Here is a 20559-nt window from a genome sequence, read left to right on the forward strand (position 1 = left end):
GGCCGCGGCCGCAATCACTCCCGCAATCAGGCACTTATTCATTCCTTCCCCCGGTAATTTCCACGGTGGCGCTCATCTCGGTGATAAATGGCCGGTAGCCGCATTCATCCCAGCGCTGAAGTGTGAACCACAGCCGGAAGATGCGAAACTCCCGGTATAGCGGATCCAGCACATCGTCGTCATCAAGACCAAAGTGATCCTGAATACGGTAATGCACCTTTGCCCGGAAGCTCTCTCCCGTTACCTCCAGCGATTCCAGCGTAATATGCGTCGCCCAGGTATCATGAACGGTAATCACCAGCCCGTTAGTCCGGTCGATCCAACGGTCAAATTTAGGCAGAACGCTCTTGCCGAGGTCCTTAAAGTTGCCCCGTGCGTCGAAGAGAGCGGCCTTTTTCCCGAGCGGAATAAAACCATACTCATAGTTAATAGACTTATTCAAAGCGGTTTTAATCCTCAACAACGAACTTTGTTCTGAGTGGTCGTTCAGGATCTGCGCTTTCAGCGCCCTGTCCAGCAGCGGGCTGCTGTACGGTCTGCCGCTGTTACCCTGCATGTGGTTAATCATCTCGGTAATGATGTCTTTATAGGGGCCGTGGAATGAATACACCTGCGCCAGCGACCTGAACTCATCAAACATCAGCCCTGCGCTTTCCTCTTTACTCACCTTTCTGGCAGGCTCCTCCGGCAGCATGGCCCGCTCATCCGGGGATAAAANTATTGGCTCAATGCCTTTGTCCTTCGCCTCTTTTAGTTTCTGCTGCTTTGCGGTCTGCTCGCGTTCGGCGGCCCGTCCGGCCTGTTTCGCTGAATCCATCCTCCCGCGCTATGGCTGACTCCGCCACCGGCGTTCCGGATCGGCAGTCCGGCGGCAAGCGGCGGCTAGCGCAGCAGCGGGCAGTCCGGCGGCAGGCGGCAGCGCAGCGCCGCCGGCAGGATTTCAATCTTAAACGTCCGGCCGCTTAGCGGTTCACCGTCCAGATTAAAGGTAATGTCATGGGGGGCCTGAATCGTAAACCAGGAAGAGGCGGCGTCAATGATGTTGGGGTTTTCTTCATCCGGCTTCAGGGTGGAGAGCAGCGCCGGCAGCAGCTCCTCGCCGGTGAAAATCCGCAGCTGCAGCAGGCCGTCGTTAATCAGCGCCTCCGGGCACAGCTGCTGGCCGCCGCCCGCCTGGCGGCCGTTGCCGATGCCGATCGCCAGCGCGTCGCCCTGCCAGTGAAAGTTCTCGCCGTGGATCTCGCAGCGGTCCGGCTTCAGGGCATCCATGCGCATCAGGCCGTGGATCACATAGGAGACGCCACCCAGCGCCGCCTTGAGCTTTTCCGGGGTTTCGCTGGTAATGCGCGTGCCGAAACCGCCCGTCGCCATATTGATAAAGCAGGTTTGATCGTTAACCTTCGCCATATCAATATCAACGGCGTTGCCGGCGATGGCCAGCTTCAGCGCCTGGTCCAGCGCCTCCGGGATGCCGACGCTGGTGGCAAAATCATTGGCGGTGCCGAGAGGCAGAATGCCGAGGGCGGGTCTCTGCGGGGCGGCGAGCTGTAGCAGCGCGCTGGAGACCTCGTTGACGGTGCCATCCCCGCCGCCGGCGATCACCGTTTCAACGCCGAGCCGCCGGGCTTCCTGCACGTAGCGTGCCGGGTCGCCTTTTTCCCAGGTGATTCGTACGTGGAGCGCCACGCCTTCGTCGCGCAGCAGGGAGACCGCTTCGCGCAGAGGCTGATTATCAGCGCTTTTGCCATTGAGGATCAGTAAGCTGGCGGGTAAGTGAGCCATCCCTTTTTTGCCTTTTCTTATGTCGACCTTGTAGCAAGTGTATAGCAGAAAAGCGCCGCAAGGGTCAGAACAGGCTGAAATCGCGTGGTTTATGCAGCATAAGGCGCGCGAGCGGCGTAAATTGCGTAATCTGCTTTTTGGTATATTATTTAACCAGTTGAAATAAAGATTAAATTTTCTTAGTGGCGGTGGAAGAGAGGTGAAAAAGGCGGCCGGAGCCGCGTTTTAGCGGCAGAATGGCAAAAAAATAAGCCTGCGTAAGGGAGATTACGCAGGCTAAGGAGGTGGTTCCTGGTACAACAGCATTTATGGGTTATGTTTTTCAGCGGGTTAGATCATAAACCTAATCGCTGAAGCGGTTTGTGATCGATTTCTAAGAATCTTCCGGCCGCGAGAAAATAACCCGTATTACCTATTTACCGTGGGGATTGCGCGTAGATTCGCCGGAAAAATTACGCATAAGCAGTGCATAATCCAGCGTCAGATCCGCCGGCACGGGGATCCATACCGTATAGCCGTCGCCGGGGGCCACCGGCATCGCTTCGCCCTTGGCGTTTTCCATCCGCTCCAGGGTGAAATTGACGTTTCCCTGCGGGGTCATCAGCTCCAGGCTGTCGCCGAGGGAGAATTTATTTTTCACGGCCACGGCGGCAAGCTCGCCCTGGCGCTCGCCGGTAAATTCCCCAACGAACTGCTGGCGTTCGGAGACCGAGTAGCCGTACTCGTAGTTCTGGTAGTCGTCATGAGTGTGGCGGCGCAGGAAACCTTCGGTATAGCCACGGTGCGCCAGCCCTTCCAGGGTGTCCAGCAGCTGCGGATCGAACGGCCGGCCCGCGGCGGCGTCGTCAATCGCCCTGCGGTAAACCTGGGCGGTGCGCGCGCAGTAGTAGAAGGACTTGGTGCGGCCCTCGATCTTCAGCGAATGGACGCCCATGCGGGTCAGCCGCTCGACGTGGGCGATGGCGCGCAGATCTTTGGAGTTCATAATGTAGGTGCCGTGCTCATCTTCGAACGCGGTCATATATTCGCCGGGCCGCTGGGCCTCTTCGATCATAAACACCTTGTCGGTCGGGGCACCGATGCCCAGCGTCGGCTCCACGTTCTGCACCGGAATCGGCTCATACTTGTGAACGATATTGCCCACCTCGTCCTCTTTGCCCTCCTGCACCTTGTACTCCCAGCGGCAGGCGTTGGTGCAGGTGCCCTGGTTCGGGTCGCGTTTGTTGATGTAGCCGGAGAGCAGACAGCGGCCGGAGTAGGCCATGCACAGCGCGCCGTGAACGAAGATCTCAATCTCCATTTCCGGCACCTGGCGGCGGATCTCCTCAATCTCCTCCAGCGACAGCTCGCGGGAGAGGATGACGCGGGTCAGCCCCATCTGCTGCCAGAATTTCACCGTCGCCCAGTTGACGGCGTTGGCCTGCACCGACAGATGGATCGGCATATGCGGAAAGTGCTCGCGCACCAGCATAATCAGGCCAGGGTCGGACATAATCAGCGCATCCGGCCCCATGTCCACCACCGGCTGCAGATCGCGAATAAAGGTTTTCAGCTTGGCGTTATGCGGCGCGATATTCACCACCACGTAGAATTTTTTACCCAGCTGGTGGGCTTCGTTAATGCCGAGCTGCAGGTTTTCGTGGTTGAATTCGTTATTGCGCACGCGCAGGGAGTAGCGCGGCTGGCCGGCATAGACGGCGTCTGCGCCATAGGCAAAGGCGTAACGCATATTTTTCAGCGTTCCCGCCGGGGAGAGGAGTTCCGGTTTAAACATCGTTTTCTCGTTCTGATAACAGGTCAGATCCGCTTCAGCGGCTGAAGCGGTTGGGGGCGTGCCCGCACGTTAAGGGCGGGCATTGTAGCGCCGGGAAAGGAAACCGTAAACCATCAGCCTTAGCGCCTGGCCCACCAGGGGCTATTGTCGCAGGCAGTTTCAACACGGACAGCGCGCAGAAACCAGAACGTACACCGGTAGATGAGAATGATTCGCGAAGCTCCCCCCCGGAGGGTCGCCCTTGGGGACCTTCAAAACGCGATGCGTTTTGCGCGGATACCGCCGGGTGCAAAATGGCCCGGCTCTTAGTCAACGCGCAGATAGCGGCCGTCTGCGCGGACGTTGTGGCCAAAACCGCACTCCCAGGAATCGCCAGTCCCGGCGGCGTCTACCGCTTCGGGTGAAAAGGTCAATGAAATATCGCAGTGAATAGCGTTATCTTCGCGGATCGCCACGACGCCCTGATTGTTTTTCAGGGTGACCTTTTCTGAGAATTCGCCCATGTTCGGCCCGTAATACACCCCCATCAGGCCGAAGTAGTAGCCCTGAAAGTCCACCTGATAGTCCGTTTTTTGTCCGACAGGCTTCACCGTTAAGGTAGACCAGCTGGCCTGCCCCGCGTAGCGCCAGTATTCGCCCGCCGGGGAGGCTGGTTTCGCCAGGGCGGCCAGCTGATTTTTAATCAGTCCAAGGTTGTAGAGGGATCGGCGATCGTCAGGGCGGATCGACAGCCACGCCCTGGCCCGACGCCAGTCGCCCTCGCGTATCCAGGTCAGGGCGACGTTGTTATAGGCGGTGGCGATGGCGTTATCATCAAGCCCGCACCCCTCGCTCCATCGTACCTGCTGCTCAAAGGCTTCGCGCGCTTTGTCGTAGCGTTTGGCCTTGTACCATTTTTCCCCCTGGCTGGCGTAGAGGGAGATTTTTGCGCAGTCGGCCTCTATCTGCTGCTGGGAGATTTCGGCACGGGCGAAGCCCGAAGCCAGCACTAACAGCCAGGCGCTGCGGTGGAAGTCCATTTTCATATCGGTGTCCTTGAGTAAAAAGTTAAACAATCCGGCAGGCGTCCGCCTCCCAGCGATAGCCCACGCCGTACACCGCGCGGATAAACGATGGCTCTTCGTCAAGAGACTCCAGCTTGCGGCGCAGGTTTTTAATATGGCTGTCGATGGTGCGATCGGTGACCACCCGGTAGTCGTCGTAAAGGTGGTTCAGCAGCTGCTCGCGGGAGAACACTTTTCCCGGCTCCTGGGAGAGCGTCTTAAGCAGGCGGAACTCCGCCGGCGTCAGATCGAGGGTTTTGCCGCGCCAGGAGGCCTGGAAGCGGCCTTCGTCGACGATCAGCGGGCTTTCGGCGTCCAGCTGCTGCAGCTCGCGCTGGGGGCGGCAGCGGCGCAGAATGGTTTTGACCCGCGCCACCACCTCGCGCGGGCTGTAGGGCTTGCAGATATAGTCATCCGCGCCGATCTCCAGCCCCAGCAGGCGGTCGATCTCTTCGATTTTCGCCGTCACCATCACCACCGGCACCTCGGAAAAGCGGCGGATCTCCCGGCACAGGGTCAGGCCGTCGGTGCCCGGCAGCATCAGATCCAGCAGGATCAGATCCGGCGGCGTCTGGCGCACGTACGCCAGCACCTTATCGCCGTGGTCGAGCAGCGTCGGGGCGTAGCCCGCGGCGCGCAGATAGTCGATCAGCAGCTGTCCCAGCTTCGGCTCGTCCTCAACGATTAAAATGCGCGGCGTGTTTTCATCAATCGGTAGCTCAGTCATACGTCTCTCTGTAAATCGCGTTCCAGCGGAAGGTCTACGGTAATGCTAACCCCGCCGGAAGGGGAATGGGTAGCCTGAATGCGGCCGTTATGCGCCTGCACGATGTTGAGGCAAATGGCCAGCCCCAGGCCGGAGCCGCCGCTGGCGCGGCTGCGGGAGCCTTCGGCCCGGTAAAAACGGTCAAACAGCTTTGCCAGCTGCTCGTCGCTGACGCCGGGGGCGCTGTCGGCAAAGGTCAGCGAAACCGAGCGGTCGCGCCGCCCGGCGGAGATATGCAGGCCGCCGCCGCTGTCGGTATAGCGCAGGCTGTTCTCCAGCAAGTTATTAAACAGCTGCATCAGGCGATCCTTATCACCAAATATGCGGAGGCTGTCCGGCAGCGAAAGCTGCAGCGACAGCCCGCGGCTGGCGAAGCGCTCGCGGAAGGCACCGGCCGCCACCTCCAGCAGCGGGATCAGATCGACGTCACTTTTCTGGTAGGCCAGCGCTCCCTCATCGGACATCGACAGCTGGTGCAGATCCTCCACCAGCTTGGTCAGGGTGCCCACCTCCGCCTGCAACGAAGCCACCGACTCCGGGGTGAACTGGCGCACGCCGTCCTGAATCGCCTCCAGCTCACCGCGCAGCACCGCCAGCGGCGTGCGCAGCTCGTGGGAGATATCGGCCATAAAGTCGCGGCGCATCTGCTGATTTTTTTCCAGCGTGCTGGCCAGCTGGTTGAAGTCCTGCGCCAGCCTGCCCAGCTCGTCGGTACTGGAGGCGGCGACGCGGGCGGTAAAGTCGCCCGCCGCCAGCCGGTGGGTGCCGTCCACCAGCCTTTTGACCGGAGCCAGCAGGCCGCGCGCCAGCGGGAAGGTCGCCAGCGCCGCCAGCAGGGTGGAGAGGGCGACGATAAGCCAGCTGGCCCGCCGCTGCTGCTTGTCGAAATTGATATCGGTGTTGCGCGTCAGGCGCTCCACCGGCGAGGCGATCACCGCGCCCACCTCGGCACCGTTGACGCTAATGGCCCGCCGGGTGCCGTCTCTGGGCACCGGGCCGCGCGGGCCGACCAGCACCCTGGCGCGCTGATCCACCACCCAGAACTGCGTGCGCCAGCCGTGGGGCGGCATGCCGGGGCCGGGCTTATCGTCGTCGTTGTCATGCTCAAAGGAGCGCAGGATCTGAAACACAAAGCGCTCGTTGTTGCGCAGAAAGCGCCAGTCGCCGTGCAGGGCGTACTGTTCGCCGAGGGCGTCCCCGAGCATCGTCAGCCGCTGCTCGTTGCCGTGCTTGATGTAGTCAATAAAACCGCGTTCGAAGCTGAGGCGCACGGCCCAGTGCATACTGATCAACAGCACAATGCAGGTGGCGAAAATCGCCAGAAACAGTTTACCGGTAATACCGGGCCGCCAGAGCGTCATCGGGATCTCCTTGTGCGCCGCCGGAGGACGGCGTTTTGCTGCGTATCGTCAGGAACGCGGATAAAAATCAGGGCCGGCAGGGCGATAACCCGCGCCTGCATAAAGAAGCCGAGCGCCACGAGCCACAGCGGCCAGCGGGTGGCGTCAGGAAGCTTCGTCATTGCGCGACGACCGGTTTGTTACGCGAAAAGCGCAGCCGCAGGCGGTCGAAAAAGAGATAGACCACCGGGGTGGTGTAGAGCGTCAGCAACTGACTCATCGCCAGGCCGCCGACGATGGCAATCCCCAGCGGCCGGCGCAGCTCTGCGCCGTCCCCCGCCGAGATGACCAGCGGCAGCGCGCCAAACAGCGCCGCCAGGGTGGTCATCAGAATCGGGCGAAAGCGCAGCAGGCAGGCCTGAAAGATCGCCTCTTCCGGCGTCAGGTCGCCGTTTCTCTGCGCCTCCAGCGCAAAATCGACCATCATAATGGCGTTTTTCTTGACGATGCCGATGAGCAGCATGATGCCAATCAGGGCGATCAGGCTGAACGGGGCACCGAACAGCTCCAGCGCCAGCAGCGCGCCGACTCCCGCCGAGGGGAGGGTGGAGAGGATCGTCAGCGGGTGGATGTAGCTCTCATACAGCACCCCGAGCACGATGTAGACCGTGGCGATGGCGGCAATAATCAGCATCACCTGCGAGTTCATCGTCTCCTGGAACACCTGGGCGGTGCCGGCAAAGCTGCCGCGCACGGTGGGAGGCACGCCCAGCCGGGTCATCTCCCGGCCGATGGCCTCGCTGGCCTCCGAGAGCGAGGTGCCGGTGGGCAGGTTAAAGGACACCGTGGATGCCGCCGACAGGCCCTGGTGGTTGACCGACAGCGGGGCGTTCGCCGGCCGCCACTTCGCAAAATAAGAGAGCGGGATCGGCTTACCCTCGCCGTTAATCACGAACATTTTATCCAGCGCGCTGATGTCCTGGGTGTAGCGCGGATCGACCTCCATCACCACCTTGTACTGGTTCATTGGCTGGTAAATGGTGGAGATTTGCCGCTGGCCGAAGGCGTTGTTCAGCAGGCTGTTGGCCGCCTGTACGTCGATGCCCAGCCGCGCCATGGTCTCACGATCGTAAACCAGGCTCATCTCCGCGCCGTTGTCCTGCTGGTCCGAGTTGACGTCCGCCAGCTGCGGCAGGGCCGCCAGCCCCTTGCGGATCTTCGGCTCCCATTCGCGCAGGGCCGCCAGGTCGTCGGAGAGGAGGGTGTACTGATAGCTGGCGTTGGACTGGCGTCCGCCGACGCGAATATCCTGTACCGCCATCAGAAACAGGCTGGCACCCGGCTCCTTCGCCAGCTTGCCGCGCAGCCGGTCGATAATCTGCTGGGCGCTTTCTTTACGCTCGCTGCGCGGCTTCAGGGCAATAAACATCATTCCGCTGTTGACCCGGGAGCCGCCGGTGAAGCCGGTGACGTTGTCCACCGCCGGATCGTCGCGGATGATCCGCATAAAATCCTGCAGCTTGCCGCGCATCGCCTGGAAGGAGATGCTCTGATCCGCCTGAATGCCGCCCATCAGCGCCCCGGTGTCCTGCTCCGGGAAGAAGGTTTTTGGGATCGAGATATAGAGCCAGACGTTGAGGGCGATGGTGGCCAGCAGCACCGCCCCCACCGGTCGGGTATGCCTCAGCGCCCACTTCAGGGATCTGGCGTAACCCCGCTGCAGGGCGACCAGCAGCCGGCCAAAGCCCCGGTTGCGCTTCTGTGCGCGGGGGCGGGCGGATTTCAGCATCCAGCCGCACATCATCGGCGTCAGGGTGAGCGACACCAGCAGCGAAATGCCGATCGCCACCGACAGGGTGACGGCGAATTCGCGCAGCAGCCTGCCCGGCAGCCCGCCCATCAGCAGCAGCGGCAGGAAGACCGCCACCAGCGACAGGCTCATGGAGAGCACGGTAAACCCCACCTCCCGGGTGCCCTGCAGCGCCGCCTGCAGTGGCTTCATGCCCGCTTCGAGGTGGCGGGCGATGTTTTCCAGCACCACGATGGCGTCATCGACCACAAAGCCGGTGGCGATGGTCAGGGCCATCAGCGACAGGTTGTTCAGGCTGAAGCCGCACAGGTACATCGCCGCGAAGGTGCCGATCAGCGAAACCGGCACCGCCACCGCCGGGATCAGGGTGGCGCGGCCGGAGCGCAGGAACAGAAAGACCACCAGGATCACCAGCGCCACGGAGATGGCCAGCGTCTGCTCCACCTCCGCCAGCGAGGCGCGGATGGTGGGGGAGCGGTCCTGGGCTATCTGCAGATTGATGGCCGCCGGAATGGTGGCCTGCAGCTCCGGCAGCCTGGCCCTGATGGCGTCCACCGTCTCGATGATGTTGGCCTCCGGCAGCTTGCGGATCATTAGCAGGATCGCCGGCCTGGCGTTGGTCATCCCGGCGTTGCGCACGTCCTGCACCGAGTCGGTGACCGTGGCGACGTCGCCGAGGCGCACCGCGCCGCCGTTGCGGTAGTGGATCACCAGCGGCCGGTACTCCGCCGCGGTTTTCAGCTCGTCGTTGGTCTGGATCTGCCAGCGGCGGGTGCTGTCCTCCAGCGCCCCCTGCGGCCGGCGCACGTTGGCGTTGCTGATGGCGGTGTGCACGTCGTCGAGCGACACCCCCTGGTTAAACAGCGCCTGCGGGTTCAGCCCCACGCGCACCGCGGGCAGCGAGCTGCCGCCGACGTCCACGTCGCCCACCCCGTCGATCTGGGCGATGGTCTGCGCCAGCTGGGTGGAGGCGAAATCGTACAGCTCCCCCTGGGTGTAGCTCTCCGAGGTCAGGGTCAGGATCATAATCGGCGCATCGGAGGGGTTGGCTTTGCGGTAAGTCGGACGGCCCGGCATTCCGCTTGGCAGCAGGCTCTGGGCGGCGTTGATCGCCGCCTGCACGTCGCGCGCCGCGCCGTTGATATCGCGATCGAAGTTAAACAGCAAAATGATGCGCGTGCTGCCCAGCGAGCTGCTGGAGGTCATCTCGCTGACGCCGGCAATGCGCCCCAGCGCGCGCTCCAGTGGGGTCGCCACCGAGGAGGCCATCGTCTCCGGCGACGCGCCGGGCAGGGAGGCGCTGACCATAATCACCGGGAAATCCACCTGCGGCAGCGGGGCGACCGGCAGCATCCGGAAGCCCAGCACGCCGCACAGCGTAATGGCAATGGCGATCAGCGTGGTCGCCACCGGGCGGTAAATGAACAGGGCGAAAAATTTCATTTACGCCTCCTCTTCCCGCCGGGAAAAACGCCCCTTCACGTACAGCGACAGGCGGTCAAACAGCAGGTAGATAACCGGAGTGGTGAACAGCGTCAGCACCTGGCTGACCAGCAGGCCGCCCACCATGCCGATCCCCAGCGGGCGTCTCAGCTCCGCGCCGACGCCGGTGCTGAGCATCAGCGGCAGAGCGCCAAGCAGCGCCGCCAGGGTGGTCATCAGGATCGGCCGAAAGCGCAGCAGACAGGCCTGATAAATAGCCTCTCGCGGGGCCATGCCCTGCTCGCGCTCGGCGGCCAGCGCAAAGTCGATCATCATAATGGCGTTTTTCTTGACGATGCCAATCAGCAAAATAATGCCGATGATGGCGATCACGTCCAGCTCGCTGCCGGCCAGCATCAGCGCCAGCAGTGCCCCGACCCCCGCCGTCGGCAGCGTCGAGAGAATGGTGATCGGATGAATAAAGCTCTCGTACAGCACGCCGAGCACGATATACATCGCCACCACCGCGGCGACGATCAGCCACACGGTGCTGTCCAGCGCCGCCTGGAAGGCGAGGGTGCTGCCCTGGAAGCGGGTGGTGATATCCGTCGGCAGATTCAGGGTTTTCTCGCTCTGCTGAATGGCCTGCACCGCGTCGCCCAGCGAATAGCCCTCCGGCACGTTAAACGAGATGGTGGTCACCGGGAACTGGTCCAGGTGGTTGATGGAGAGCGGAGCAAAACGCTGCTCGACGTTGGCTATGGCGCTGAGGGGCACCGCGGCACCGTCGGCTCCGGCCAGGCGGATGTTCTCCAGCGCCGCCAGCCCCGGCGTCGCGGCGGTGTTGTGCTCCAGCACCACGCGATACTGGTTCGCCTGGGTGTAGATGGTTGAGATCAGGCGCTGGCCGAAGGCGTTGTACAGGGCGTTATCGACGTCCGCCATGCTGATGCCCAGGCGGCTGGCGCTGTCGCGATCGACGTTCACAAAGGCCGCCAGCCCCTTATCCTGCCAGTCGCTGCTGACGTCCGAGAGCTGGGGCAGCTGCTGCAGTTTTTCCATCAGCGGCGGCACCCAGGCGCTGAGCGCCTCCAGCGAGGTGGCCTGCAGGGTGAACTGATATCGGGTGCGGCTTAGCTGGGTGTCGATGGTCAGATCCTGCGTCGGCTGCAGGTAAAGATCGATCCCCGGCACCTTGTCCACCGCCGCCTGCAGGCGCGGGATCACCTGCTGCACGCGGTCGTCGCGCTGGTCCAGCGGCTTCAGGTTGATCTGCAGCCGCGCGCTGTTCAGCGCCGGGTTGCTGCCGTCGACGCCGACGAAGGTGGTCAGGCTGGCCACCGCCGGATCGTTGAGAATGGCATCCGCGACCTGCCGCTGGCGCGACGCCATGCTGGCGAACGAGCTGGACTGCGGTGCCTGCAGGGTGCCCTGAATAATGCCGTTGTCCTGCAGCGGGAAGAAGCCTTTCGGGATCAGCGCCCACAGCACCACGCTCAGCAGCAGAGCGCCGAGCGCCACGCCGAGGGTCAGCCACGGGTGGTTTAGCACCCGCGCCAGCCAGCGGCCGTAGCCGGCGATGGTGCGCTCAAACAGCCGCTCCGAGGCGCGGGAGAAGCGGTTCTGCTTGCGCAGAGAGTCCTGGCTGAGCATCCGCGCGCACATCATCGGCGTCAGGGTCAGGGAGACCACGGCGGAGATGAGGATCGCCACCGCCAGCGTCACCGCGAACTCGCGGAACAGGCGGCCGACGATATCGCCCATAAACAGCAGCGGGATCAGCACCGCGATCAGCGAGAAGGTCAGGGAGATAATGGTAAAGCCGATTTCGCCCGCCCCCTTCAGGGCGGCGGCCAGCGGTTTTTCCCCTTTTTCGATATAGCGGGAGATGTTTTCGATCACCACAATCGCATCGTCCACCACAAAGCCGGTGGCGATGGTCATGGCCATCAGCGTCAGGTTATTGATGGAAAAGCCGAGGAACACCATCACCGCGAAGGTGCCAATCAGCGACAGGGGCACCGCCACGCCGGGAATAATGGTGGCGGGGATGTTGCGCAGGAACAGCCAGATGATCATCACCACCAGCGCGATGGCCAGCACCAGCTCGAACTGGGTGTCGCTGACCGAGGCGCGAATGTTGGTGGTGCGGTCGGAGAGCACCGTCACCTTGACCGACTTCGGCAGGCTTTCCGTCAGCTGCGGCAGCAGCCGGTGGATGCCGTCCGCCGTGGCGATGATGTTGGCACCGGGCTGGCGCTGAACGTTCATCACGATGGCCTGCTCTTTGTTGGCCCACGCGCCGAGCCAGCGGTTTTCCGCCCCCTGCTCAACGGTGGCGACGTCGCCGAGGCGCACCGGCGCGCCGTTCTGCCAGGCGATAATAAGCTGGCGGTATTCGTCGGCGGACTGCATCTGGTCGTTGGCGGAGAGGGTGATCGCGCGGTTGGGGCCGTCGAGGCTCCCCTTCGCCGAGTTGACGTTGGCACCGGCGATGGCGGTGCGGACCGTTTCACTGGTCAGCCCCAGGGCGGCGATGGCTCCGGCGTTCAGCTTCACGCGGACCGCCGGACGCTGACCGCCGGAGAGCGTTACCAGTCCGACTCCGGAAACCTGAGAGATCTTCTGCGCCACGCGGGTCTCCACCATATCCTCCACCTGGGTCATCGGCATGGCGGAGGAGGTGACGGCAAGGGTCATGATCGGCGGGTCCGCCGGATTGACCTTGCTGTAGACCGGCGGGTTGGGCAGATCGTTCGGCAGCAGGTTGGTGGCGGCGTTGATGGCCGCCTGCACCTCCTGTTCGGCGACGTCGAGGGGCAGCGACAGCTGGAACTGCAGGGTGACCACCGAGGCCCCGCCGGCGCTCTGGGAGGACATCTGCTTGAGGCCGGACATCTGGCCGAACTGCCGCTCAAGGGGGGCGGTAACGGCGGAGGTCATCACGTCCGGGCTGGCACCGGGGTAGAGGGTCACCACCTGAATGGTGGGGTAGTCCACCTCCGGCAGGGCGGAGACGGGCAGAAAGCGGTAGCCGATGATCCCGGCGAGCAGAATCGCCGCCATCAGCAGGGTGGTGGCAACGGGGCGCAGAATAAACAGGCGTGAAGGGCCGCCCGTGCTGCCCGGAGGGAGAACCTGCATCAGGAACGCGCTCCTTTTTTAGCGTCTTTGCGCCCGGCGTCGTTGGCGGCGGCGGGAGCCGCCTGCGGGTCCACCACTTCCACCTTCGCGCCGTCGGTCAGGCGATCGATACCGTCGGTCACCACCCGCTCACCGGCGGCCAGTCCGGCGCTAATCACTACCTTCTGGCTGTCCTGGATGCCCGGCTTCACCCGATGTTTGCTGACCTTGTTTTCGTCGTTCAGCACCCAGACAAAGTGGCCTTCGCTGCCCATCTGCAGCGCCGCCGTCGGGATGACCACCGCGTTCTGCTGGGTGGCCACCAGCATCCGGGCGTTGACGAACTGGTTGGGGAACAGCGCGTCGTCCTGGTTGTTAAAACGCGCTTTCGCCTTGATGGTGCCGGTGGTGACGTCGATCTGGTTATCGAGGCTCAACAGGGTGCCTTCGCTCAGCTTCTGCGTGTTGGTGCGGTCCCAGGCCTCGACCACCAGCGGCTGGCCGCGCTTTTGCGCCTGCACCACGGTGGCGATATCGCCTTCCGGCAGGGTGAACAGCAGATCGATCGGGTGCGTCTGGGTGATGACGACGATGCCGGTGGTATCGCCGCTGGAGATCTGGTTGCCGATATCCACCTGCTTTAAGCCCACCCGGCCGTCTACCGGGGCGGTGATGCGGCTCCAGTCGAGCTGCAGCCGCGCGCTGGCGACGCTGGCCTCGTCGGCCTTAATCGTGCCTTCGGTTTCGCTGACCAGCGCCTGCTGGGCGTCCAGTTCCTGGCGGGAGACGAGGTTCGTTTTCGCCAGCTGCTGATAGCGCGCCAGATCGCGGCGGGCGTTGGCGAGGGTGGCTTTATCTCTCGCCAGCTGCCCCTGGGCCTGGGCCAGCGCCACCTTAAACTGGCTGGGGTCGATCTCCGCCAGCAGATCCCCCGCTTTGACCTGCTGTCCTTCCCGGAAGTGCAGGGCCAGCAGCTGCCCGTCGACGCGGCTGCGAACGGTGACGGTATTGGCGGCGGTAATGGTCCCGAGGCCCGTGAGATAGCGCGGAACCGCCTGCTCAACGGCAGTGGCCGCCTGCACCGGTGCCAGCGGGCCGCGCATCCCGCGGCGGCCGGGGCCGGACGGTGGCTTCGCCTGGCCGGTAACGCCCGGCGCGCTTCCCGGCGCGGCGTTGCGCCCGTGCCAGTACCAGAACGCGGCGATCGCCACGACAAGCGCCACGACAGCGGCAAACCAACGGAATTTATTACTGCCTTTCATCGTTATGGGTTTCTCTTCCTGAAACGTTTCGCGAAATGATACTAGTTTAGCCAGCCATCAAGGGAGAAAAATGGAGGAATTATGAGATTGCTGACAAACCCGCGTAAAAGCGCATCAGGAGCGGCTTTCTCCCTCTCCCTTCAGGGAAAGGGGAGCGTCCGCGCTCTTTTTTATGTTTGTCATCAGCCGGAATATGAAACACCGTCCCAACCCTGACGGCGTGATGACGCCGGAGGAGAGTCAGGCGGTGCTGCGGGAGTTTGCCGCCCGCCGGGCGGAGCTGGAAAAAGCGCTGACGGAGGGGGCGGTGGAGCTGCAGCGCTGGCGGCTCGCCGCCGCCGCCCGGCTGGCACCGCTGCGCGATCCCCTCCGCCAGGCGGCGGAGAAGCTGGCCCATGCCAGGGCGGACGCCGCCCTGCGCTGAGTTCAGGCGACAGTCACCGGAAAACCACCTCCGCCCAGCGCGCCAGGCCCGCGGTCACGGAGGCGAAGTCGTCGCCGCCGACGATGGGGATCCCCGGCAGCTGTTCGGCCAGCGCCTTTTTGATCAGCGGCGAGCGCGCGCTGCCGCCGGTCAGGTAGATGACGTCCGGTGTTTCCCGGGCGTCCTTCAGCGCCAGCCGCACCTGCTCCAGAATGCGCGTCAGCGGCTGGCTCAGCGCCGTTTCCAGCTCCCGCTGGTCGAAGGTCGTCGCCAGCGCGTCGCGGATAAACGGCAGCGCGGCGGTCACCTCCGGCTGCCCGGAAAGGGCGATTTTGCTCTCCTCCGCGCAGCGCACCAGCCGGTAGCTGAGACGCTCGCGCCACACTTTGCGCAGCAGGGCCACCTTCTCCGGCTCCCTGGCGTCGCGCTGCAGATCGTTGAGCAGGCGGCCGCTGGCGCTGCTGTAAAAATCGCTCTGTGCCGGGACGTCGTTGATCGCCACCGCGTTCCACCACGGCAGCACCGGCAGGGCGATGCCCTTTTCGGTTTCGCCGCCCATGCCGAGCAGCGGCATCAGGTTTTTAAACGCCAGCGCAATATCCAGGTCGTTACCGCCGACGCGGCAGCCGCTGTGGCCGAGGAGGCTGGCCCCGCGATCGGCGCGCTGTCGCCACTGTGGCCCCATCAGCAGCAGGGAGCAGTCGGTGGTGCCGCCGCCGATGTCCACCACCAGCACCCGCTGCTCAGCGCTCAGGGTGGCCTCGTAGTCCAGCCCGGCGGCTACCGGTTCGTACTGAAACACCACCTCCTGAAAACCGGCGCGCTTTGCCGCCCGCTCCAGAATGCCCTGCGCCTGAGCGTTGGCCGCGTCGCCGCCGGAGCCCTGGAAGTTGATCGGGCGACCAATCACCGCCCGGGTTATCGCCTCCGGCAGCTGGCTCTGCGCCCGGCTGCGGATATGCAGCATCATGGCGCAGACCAGATCTTCGAACAGCGCCACCTGCTGCGGCTTCAGCCCGCTGGCACCTAAAAAGGATTTTGGCGACTTGACGAACCACACCTCCTGCGGATCGTCCACGTACTGGTGCAGCGAGGCCAGCCCAAACTGCACGCTCTGGGCGTTGACGTCGATATCCTCTTCCCGGTTAGCGCGCAGCGCCCGGCGCAGCAGCGCCTGGGTCTCGTCGCCGGTCGCCGGAACATTGTGATGGCGATACAGCCACTCGCTGACCGCTTCGCGCGTGGGCGCGCTCAGCATTGAGGGCAGCAGCGTGCTGCCGTTTTCCATTGCCAGCAGCTGCGGCCGCCCGTCGTGCATCACCGCCACCGAACAATTTGCCGTTCCATAGTCAAAACCAATAAACACGTTAAGCCCCCCATGCCGGTGAAGAAGGGGCGAGACTTTAGCGAAATGTCATCGCCCGGACAACCGGAATATAAAAGCAGGGCGTTTCGTTGAAGCGACGTATATGCTGAGGGTTTACCCCCCCGGAGGAGAGAAGAATGTATAGCCTGAGCTGGCAGCCGCCCTATGACTGGTCGTGGATGCTGGGATTCCTCGCCGCCCGCGCGGTGAGCGGCGTGGAGACGGTGGCGGAGCTGTACTATCAGCGCAGCCTGGCGGTGGCGGGGCATCGGGGGCTGGTGACCGTCGTCGTCGATCCGCCGCGGTCAACGCTGCACGTTGAGCTGAGCCAGGGGCTGCAGCCGGTGGCGCAGGCGTGCCTGGAGAAGGTGGAACGGCTGTTCGATCTGCGCTGTGAGCCGCAGCGCATCGCCAGGACGTTGGGCGACCTGGGCGCTGCCCGTCCCGGCCTGCGTCTGCCCGGCGCTATGGATCTCTTCGAGCAGGGCGTGCGGGCGATTCTGGGGCAACTGATTAGCGTGGCGATGGCGGCGAAGCTGACGGCGAAGGTGGCGCAGCGCTACGGCGAGCCGCTGGCGGAGGCACCGGGTTACGTCTGCTTTCCCGGCCCCGAACGGCTGGTGGTGGCCGATCCCGACGATCTGAAGGCGCTGGGAATGCCGCGCCAGCGCGCCGGAGCGCTGATTCATCTGGCGCAGGCCGCGCTGAGCGGCGATTTCGCGCCCGCCGCGCCGGCTGACGTTGAGCGGGGGGTGAAGCATCTGCAGACCTTTCCGGGCATCGGGCGCTGGACGGCCAGCTACTTCGCCCTGCGCGGCTGGCAGGCCCCGGACATCTTTTTAGCGGATGACTATCTGATCAAACAGCGCTTTGCCGGCATGACCCCGGCGCAGATCCGCCGCTATGCGGAGCGCTGGCGGCCCTGGCGCTCCTACGCGCTGTTGCATATCTGGTACACCGAAGGCTGGCGACCGACAGATAATCGCGAAACCGCCTCGCCGCGCCGTTAGCCGAATCGTCCCCTGGCGCTTTGCCGTTGCGAACGCGCCCGCAGGGAGACGAGCGCCACGCCCGCTATTCGGCTGGTATCACACCGCTGAAATCCCTATAATCGCCGGGTTTGACGTTTCGGCGTCGCCCTTTACGGGCCGTGTCTTACCCTTACGGGACACCGCCCAATAACCAGGTAAATCAGGTCGCTAAATTTATGACTGATCAGTCCCATCAGTGCGTCATTATCGGTATCGCTGGCGCATCGGCTTCCGGCAAAAGTCTTATTGCCAGCACCCTTTATCGCGAACTGCGAGAACAAGTGGGTGATGAACATATCGGCATTATTCCCGAAGACAGTTATTACAAGGACCAGAGCCATCTGTCGATGGAGGAGCGGGTGAAAACCAACTACGATCACCCGAACGCGATGGATCACAGCCTGCTGTATCAGCATCTGCAGGCCCTGAAAGGCGGCACGGCGATCGAGCTGCCGGTTTACAGCTATGTTGAACATACCCGGATGCAGGAAACCGTACACATTGAGCCAAAGAAGGTGATTATTCTGGAAGGGATCCTGCTGCTCACGGACGCCCGCCTGCGCGAGGCGATGAACTTCTCGATTTTTGTCGATACGCCGCTGGATATCTGCCTGATGCGCCGCATTAAGCGCGACGTCAACGAGCGCGGCCGCTCGATGGATTCGGTGATGGCGCAATATCAGAAAACCGTCCGGCCAATGTTCCTGCAGTTTATTGAACCGTCCAAGCAGTATGCCGATATTATCGTGCCGCGCGGCGGAAAAAACCGCATTGCCATTGATATTCTTAAGGCGAAAATCAGCCAGTTCTTTGAATAAGCCCCGCAAATTGTGTACCGTTCCGTGATAACCTGGTTTGCCCTGAACGCAGAGTCTGTTCCGGGTCCGATGTGCGAAAGGAGAAAGTGCCATGCGTCTGTGTGACCGCGATATTGAAGCCTGGCTTGATGAAGGCCGTTTGTCGATTAGCCCGCGCCCCCCCGTCGAACGCATTAACGGCGCGACGGTGGATGTTCGCCTTGGCAATAAATTCCGCACCTTCCGTGGCCATACGGCGGCTTTTATCGATCTGAGCGGCCCAAAGGACGAGGTCAGCGCCGCGCTCGATCGGGTGATGAGCGATGAGATCGTGCTTGACGAGGGCGAAGCGTTTTACCTTCATCCGGGTGAGCTGGCGTTGGCCGTGACCTATGAGTCGGTCACCCTGCCGGCGGATCTGGTCGGCTGGCTGGACGGGCGCTCTTCGCTGGCGCGGCTGGGGCTGATGGTGCACGTTACCGCCCACCGTATCGATCCGGGCTGGTCGGGCTGCATCGTGCTGGAGTTTTACAACTCCGGCAAGCTGCCGCTGGCCCTGCGCCCCGGTATGCCCATCGGCGCGCTCAGCTTCGAGCCGCTCTCCGGCCCGGCGGCGCGTCCCTACAACCGTCGCCAGGATGCGAAGTATCGCGACCAGCAGGGCGCGGTTGCCAGCCGTATCGATAAAGACTGAGTCCGGTCCATCGGGGATAGCATGAGACGATTACTGACGACGCTGATGATTCTGCTGGTGGTGCTGCTGGCCGGTTTCTCTGCGTTAGTGCTGCTGGTTAATCCCAACGACTTCCGCGCCTGGATGGTGCAGCAGGTCGCCGCGCGCGGCGGATACCAGCTTCGGCTGGACGGCCCGCTGCGCTGGCACGTCTGGCCGCAGCTCAGCATTCTCTCCGGACGCATCGCCCTGACCGCGCCGGGGGCCAGCGAGCCGCTGGTTCGCGCCGACAATATGCGGCTTGACGTGGCGCTCTGGCCGCTGCTCAGCCACCAGCTCAGCGTTAACCAGGTGATGCTCAAAGGCGCGGTGATTCAGCTGACGCCGCAAACCGAAGCGGTACGCGACAGGAACGCCCCGGTCGCGCCCAAAGACAATACTTTGCCGGACGTGGCGGAAGATCGCGGCTGGTCGTTTGATATCGCCAGCCTGCGCGTGGCGGACAGCGTGCTGGTGTTTCAGCACAAAGGCGACGAGCAGGTGACGGTTCGCGATATCAGCCTGCAGCTGGAGCAGGATCGCGAACACCGCGGCACGATAGAATTTTCCGGGCGGGTTAACCGCGACCAGCGGGATCTCTCGCTCTCTTTCAACGGTAAGGTGGATGCGTCCGACTATCCGCACACCCTCGGCGCGGCCATTCAGTGGCTGAACTGGCGGCTGACCGGAGCCGATCTGCCGAAGCAGGGCATCCAGGGGCAGGGCTCGCTGCAGGCCCGGTGGCAGGAGACGCAAAAAACCCTCACCTTTAACCAGCTCAATCTGACCGCTAACGACAGCACCCTCGACGGTACGGCGCGGGTGACCTTTGACGAGCGGCCCGGGTGGTTAATCGATCTGCATTTTGGCCAGCTCAATCTCGACAACCTGATTTTGCGCAGCGAAATGGTTAACGGCGTCGGCGGCCCGGCCCAGCAGGGGCAGAGCGCCACCGCCCTGGCGCGCCCGGTGATCGCGTCGGGCGTGAAGCCTTCCTCCTATCAGGGGCTGAGGGGCTTTGACGCCGACATCACCCTGAAGGCGGACCAGGCGCGCTGGCGGGGAATGGGCTTCAGCGACGTCTCGGCGAAGATGACGAACCGCGCCGGGCTGCTGGAGATCCCCAGGCTGGAGGGGAAAATCGACGGCGGCGCGATCTCTCTGCCCGGCACGCTGGACGCCCGGGCCGACAGCCCGCGGGTGGTCTTTCATCCGCGCCTGGCCGACGTGGAGGTCGGCACGATCCTCAAAGCTTTCCATTATCCCGTCCCGCTGACCGGCAGGCTGTCGCTGGCGGGCGATTTTTCCGGCGCGGACATTGACGCCAGGGCGTTTCGCCACGGCTGGCAGGGGCGGGCGCACGTGGAAATGCGCGATACGCGGCTGCAGGGGCTGAACTTTCAGCAGCTGATACAGCAGGCGGTTGAGCGCAGCGGCGGCGATGCCCGCGCGGAGCAGAGCCAGGACAACGCCACCCGCCTGAAGCACTTTACCAGCGATCTGACGCTGGATAACGGCACGCTGACGCTGGCGGAGATGAGCGGTGAGTCGTTAATGCTGGCCCTTTCCGGCAGCGGCACGCTGGATCTGGCCGCGCAGACCTGCGACGCGCGGTTTGATATCCGGGTGCTGGAGGGCTGGCAGGGAGAAAGCAAGCTGATCGCGTATCTGAAGGCGAACCCGGTGCCGCTGCGCGTCTACGGCGACTGGCAGGATATGCAGTACAGCCTGCAGGTCGATCAGCTGCTGCGTAAATATATGCAGGGTGAGGCGAAGCGCCGTCTGAACGACTGGGCGGATCGTAATAAAGAGAGCCGTAACGGCAGGGACGTGAAGAAGCTGCTGGATAAGCTTTAATTGCGGCGATAAATCCGCCTTAACGCGCCTGAGGCTCTCCTGCCTGGCGT

General features: G+C 63.3%; 14 protein-coding genes and 2 pseudogenes. 5 read left to right on the top strand and 11 right to left on the bottom strand.

Annotated features, from left to right (window positions below; genetic code table 11):
• Positions 1 to 34 precede the first annotated feature (34 nt).
• The 10 genes and pseudogenes from GJV78_RS13945 to GJV78_RS13990 all read right to left on the bottom strand — a co-directional run bounded on the left by GJV78_RS13945 (position 35) and on the right by GJV78_RS13990 (position 14322).
• The gene (locus tag GJV78_RS13945; protein ID WP_155108939.1) at positions 35 to 817 is read right to left on the bottom strand and encodes a DUF3289 family protein; all 783 of its coding nucleotides are present in this window, start codon (positions 815 to 817) and stop codon (positions 35 to 37) included.
• Positions 818 to 882: 65 nt separating this feature from the next.
• The gene (gene yegS / locus GJV78_RS13950) at positions 883 to 1782 is read right to left on the bottom strand and encodes a lipid kinase YegS (RefSeq protein WP_155108940.1); all 900 of its coding nucleotides are present in this window, start codon (positions 1780 to 1782) and stop codon (positions 883 to 885) included.
• A 412-nt stretch (positions 1783 to 2194) separates the two neighbouring features.
• Complete coding sequence (gene trhP / locus GJV78_RS13955) at positions 2195 to 3556, bottom strand: prephenate-dependent tRNA uridine(34) hydroxylase TrhP (RefSeq protein WP_155108941.1); 1362 nt, start codon at positions 3554 to 3556, stop codon at positions 2195 to 2197.
• Between the two features lie 305 nt (positions 3557 to 3861).
• Positions 3862 to 4575, bottom strand: coding sequence for a tetratricopeptide repeat protein (locus GJV78_RS13960; protein WP_407929058.1), 714 nt, complete (start codon positions 4573 to 4575; stop codon positions 3862 to 3864).
• A 28-nt stretch (positions 4576 to 4603) separates the two neighbouring features.
• Positions 4604 to 5326, bottom strand: a complete 723-nt coding sequence (baeR, locus tag GJV78_RS13965; RefSeq protein ID WP_155108943.1) for an envelope stress response regulator BaeR — start codon at positions 5324 to 5326, stop codon at positions 4604 to 4606.
• Complete coding sequence (gene baeS, locus GJV78_RS13970) at positions 5323 to 6726, bottom strand: envelope stress sensor histidine kinase BaeS (RefSeq protein ID WP_155108944.1); 1404 nt, start codon at positions 6724 to 6726, stop codon at positions 5323 to 5325. Before baeS ends, baeR begins: the two co-directional genes overlap by 4 nt.
• A pseudogene (locus GJV78_RS23640) lies at positions 6723 to 6821 on the bottom strand (hypothetical protein); the annotation flags it as partial. The gene baeS and the pseudogene GJV78_RS23640, both read right to left, overlap by 4 nt.
• A 62-nt stretch (positions 6822 to 6883) precedes the next feature.
• Positions 6884 to 9958, bottom strand: a complete 3075-nt coding sequence (gene mdtC, locus GJV78_RS13980; RefSeq protein ID WP_155108945.1) for a multidrug efflux RND transporter permease subunit MdtC — start codon at positions 9956 to 9958, stop codon at positions 6884 to 6886.
• A complete protein-coding gene (locus tag GJV78_RS13985; protein WP_155108946.1) occupies positions 9959 to 13081 on the bottom strand; it encodes an MdtB/MuxB family multidrug efflux RND transporter permease subunit in 3123 nt (1040 codons plus the stop codon).
• Positions 13081 to 14322 (bottom strand): MdtA/MuxA family multidrug efflux RND transporter periplasmic adaptor subunit, encoded by a 1242-nt coding sequence (locus GJV78_RS13990; protein ID WP_155108947.1) that lies wholly within the window; start codon positions 14320 to 14322, stop codon positions 13081 to 13083. Before GJV78_RS13990 ends, GJV78_RS13985 begins: the two co-directional genes overlap by 1 nt.
• 211 nt (positions 14323 to 14533) lie before the next feature.
• Between GJV78_RS13990 and GJV78_RS13995 the strand changes: the two are divergent.
• Positions 14534 to 14746, top strand: a pseudogene (locus tag GJV78_RS13995) (helix-hairpin-helix domain-containing protein); the annotation flags it as partial.
• 13 nt (positions 14747 to 14759) lie between these two features.
• Here the strand turns inward: GJV78_RS13995 and yegD are convergent.
• Entirely contained in the window at positions 14760 to 16112 is a 1353-nt protein-coding gene (yegD, locus tag GJV78_RS14000; protein WP_167519576.1) for a molecular chaperone, read from the bottom strand.
• A 137-nt stretch (positions 16113 to 16249) separates the two neighbouring features.
• Between yegD and alkA the strand changes: the two genes are divergently transcribed.
• The 4 genes from alkA to asmA all read left to right on the top strand — a co-directional run bounded on the left by alkA (position 16250) and on the right by asmA (position 20509).
• Complete coding sequence (alkA, locus tag GJV78_RS14005; RefSeq protein WP_155108949.1) at positions 16250 to 17122, top strand: DNA-3-methyladenine glycosylase 2; 873 nt, start codon at positions 16250 to 16252, stop codon at positions 17120 to 17122.
• Positions 17123 to 17319: 197 nt separating this feature from the next.
• Positions 17320 to 17961, top strand: coding sequence for a uridine kinase (gene udk, locus GJV78_RS14010; protein ID WP_155108950.1), 642 nt, complete (start codon positions 17320 to 17322; stop codon positions 17959 to 17961).
• Between the two features lie 91 nt (positions 17962 to 18052).
• On the top strand, positions 18053 to 18634 hold the full coding sequence (dcd, locus tag GJV78_RS14015) for a dCTP deaminase (RefSeq protein WP_155108951.1): 582 nt from the start codon (positions 18053 to 18055) through the stop codon (positions 18632 to 18634).
• A 21-nt stretch (positions 18635 to 18655) separates the two neighbouring features.
• Positions 18656 to 20509 (top strand): outer membrane assembly protein AsmA, encoded by a 1854-nt coding sequence (asmA, locus tag GJV78_RS14020; protein WP_155108952.1) that lies wholly within the window; start codon positions 18656 to 18658, stop codon positions 20507 to 20509.
• Positions 20510 to 20559 lie beyond the last annotated feature (50 nt).

Source organism: Intestinirhabdus alba, assembly GCF_009711095.1.
Lineage (GTDB): Bacteria > Pseudomonadota > Gammaproteobacteria > Enterobacterales > Enterobacteriaceae > Intestinirhabdus > Intestinirhabdus alba.

Coding starts and splice junctions, on each gene's coding strand:
- baeS (WP_155108944.1), bottom strand. CDS start 6,726: ATGACGCTCTGGCGGCCCGGTATTACCGGTAAACTGTTTCTGGCGATT.
- asmA (WP_155108952.1), top strand. CDS start 18,656: ATGAGACGATTACTGACGACGCTGATGATTCTGCTGGTGGTGCTGCTG.
- dcd (WP_155108951.1), top strand. CDS start 18,053: ATGCGTCTGTGTGACCGCGATATTGAAGCCTGGCTTGATGAAGGCCGT.
- GJV78_RS13990 (WP_155108947.1), bottom strand. CDS start 14,322: ATGAAAGGCAGTAATAAATTCCGTTGGTTTGCCGCTGTCGTGGCGCTT.
- GJV78_RS13960 (WP_407929058.1), bottom strand. CDS start 4,575: ATGGACTTCCACCGCAGCGCCTGGCTGTTAGTGCTGGCTTCGGGCTTC.
- GJV78_RS13985 (WP_155108946.1), bottom strand. CDS start 13,081: ATGCAGGTTCTCCCTCCGGGCAGCACGGGCGGCCCTTCACGCCTGTTT.
- mdtC (WP_155108945.1), bottom strand. CDS start 9,958: ATGAAATTTTTCGCCCTGTTCATTTACCGCCCGGTGGCGACCACGCTG.
- yegS (WP_155108940.1), bottom strand. CDS start 1,782: ATGGCTCACTTACCCGCCAGCTTACTGATCCTCAATGGCAAAAGCGCT.
- trhP (WP_155108941.1), bottom strand. CDS start 3,556: ATGTTTAAACCGGAACTCCTCTCCCCGGCGGGAACGCTGAAAAATATG.
- udk (WP_155108950.1), top strand. CDS start 17,320: ATGACTGATCAGTCCCATCAGTGCGTCATTATCGGTATCGCTGGCGCA.
- alkA (WP_155108949.1), top strand. CDS start 16,250: ATGTATAGCCTGAGCTGGCAGCCGCCCTATGACTGGTCGTGGATGCTG.
- baeR (WP_155108943.1), bottom strand. CDS start 5,326: ATGACTGAGCTACCGATTGATGAAAACACGCCGCGCATTTTAATCGTT.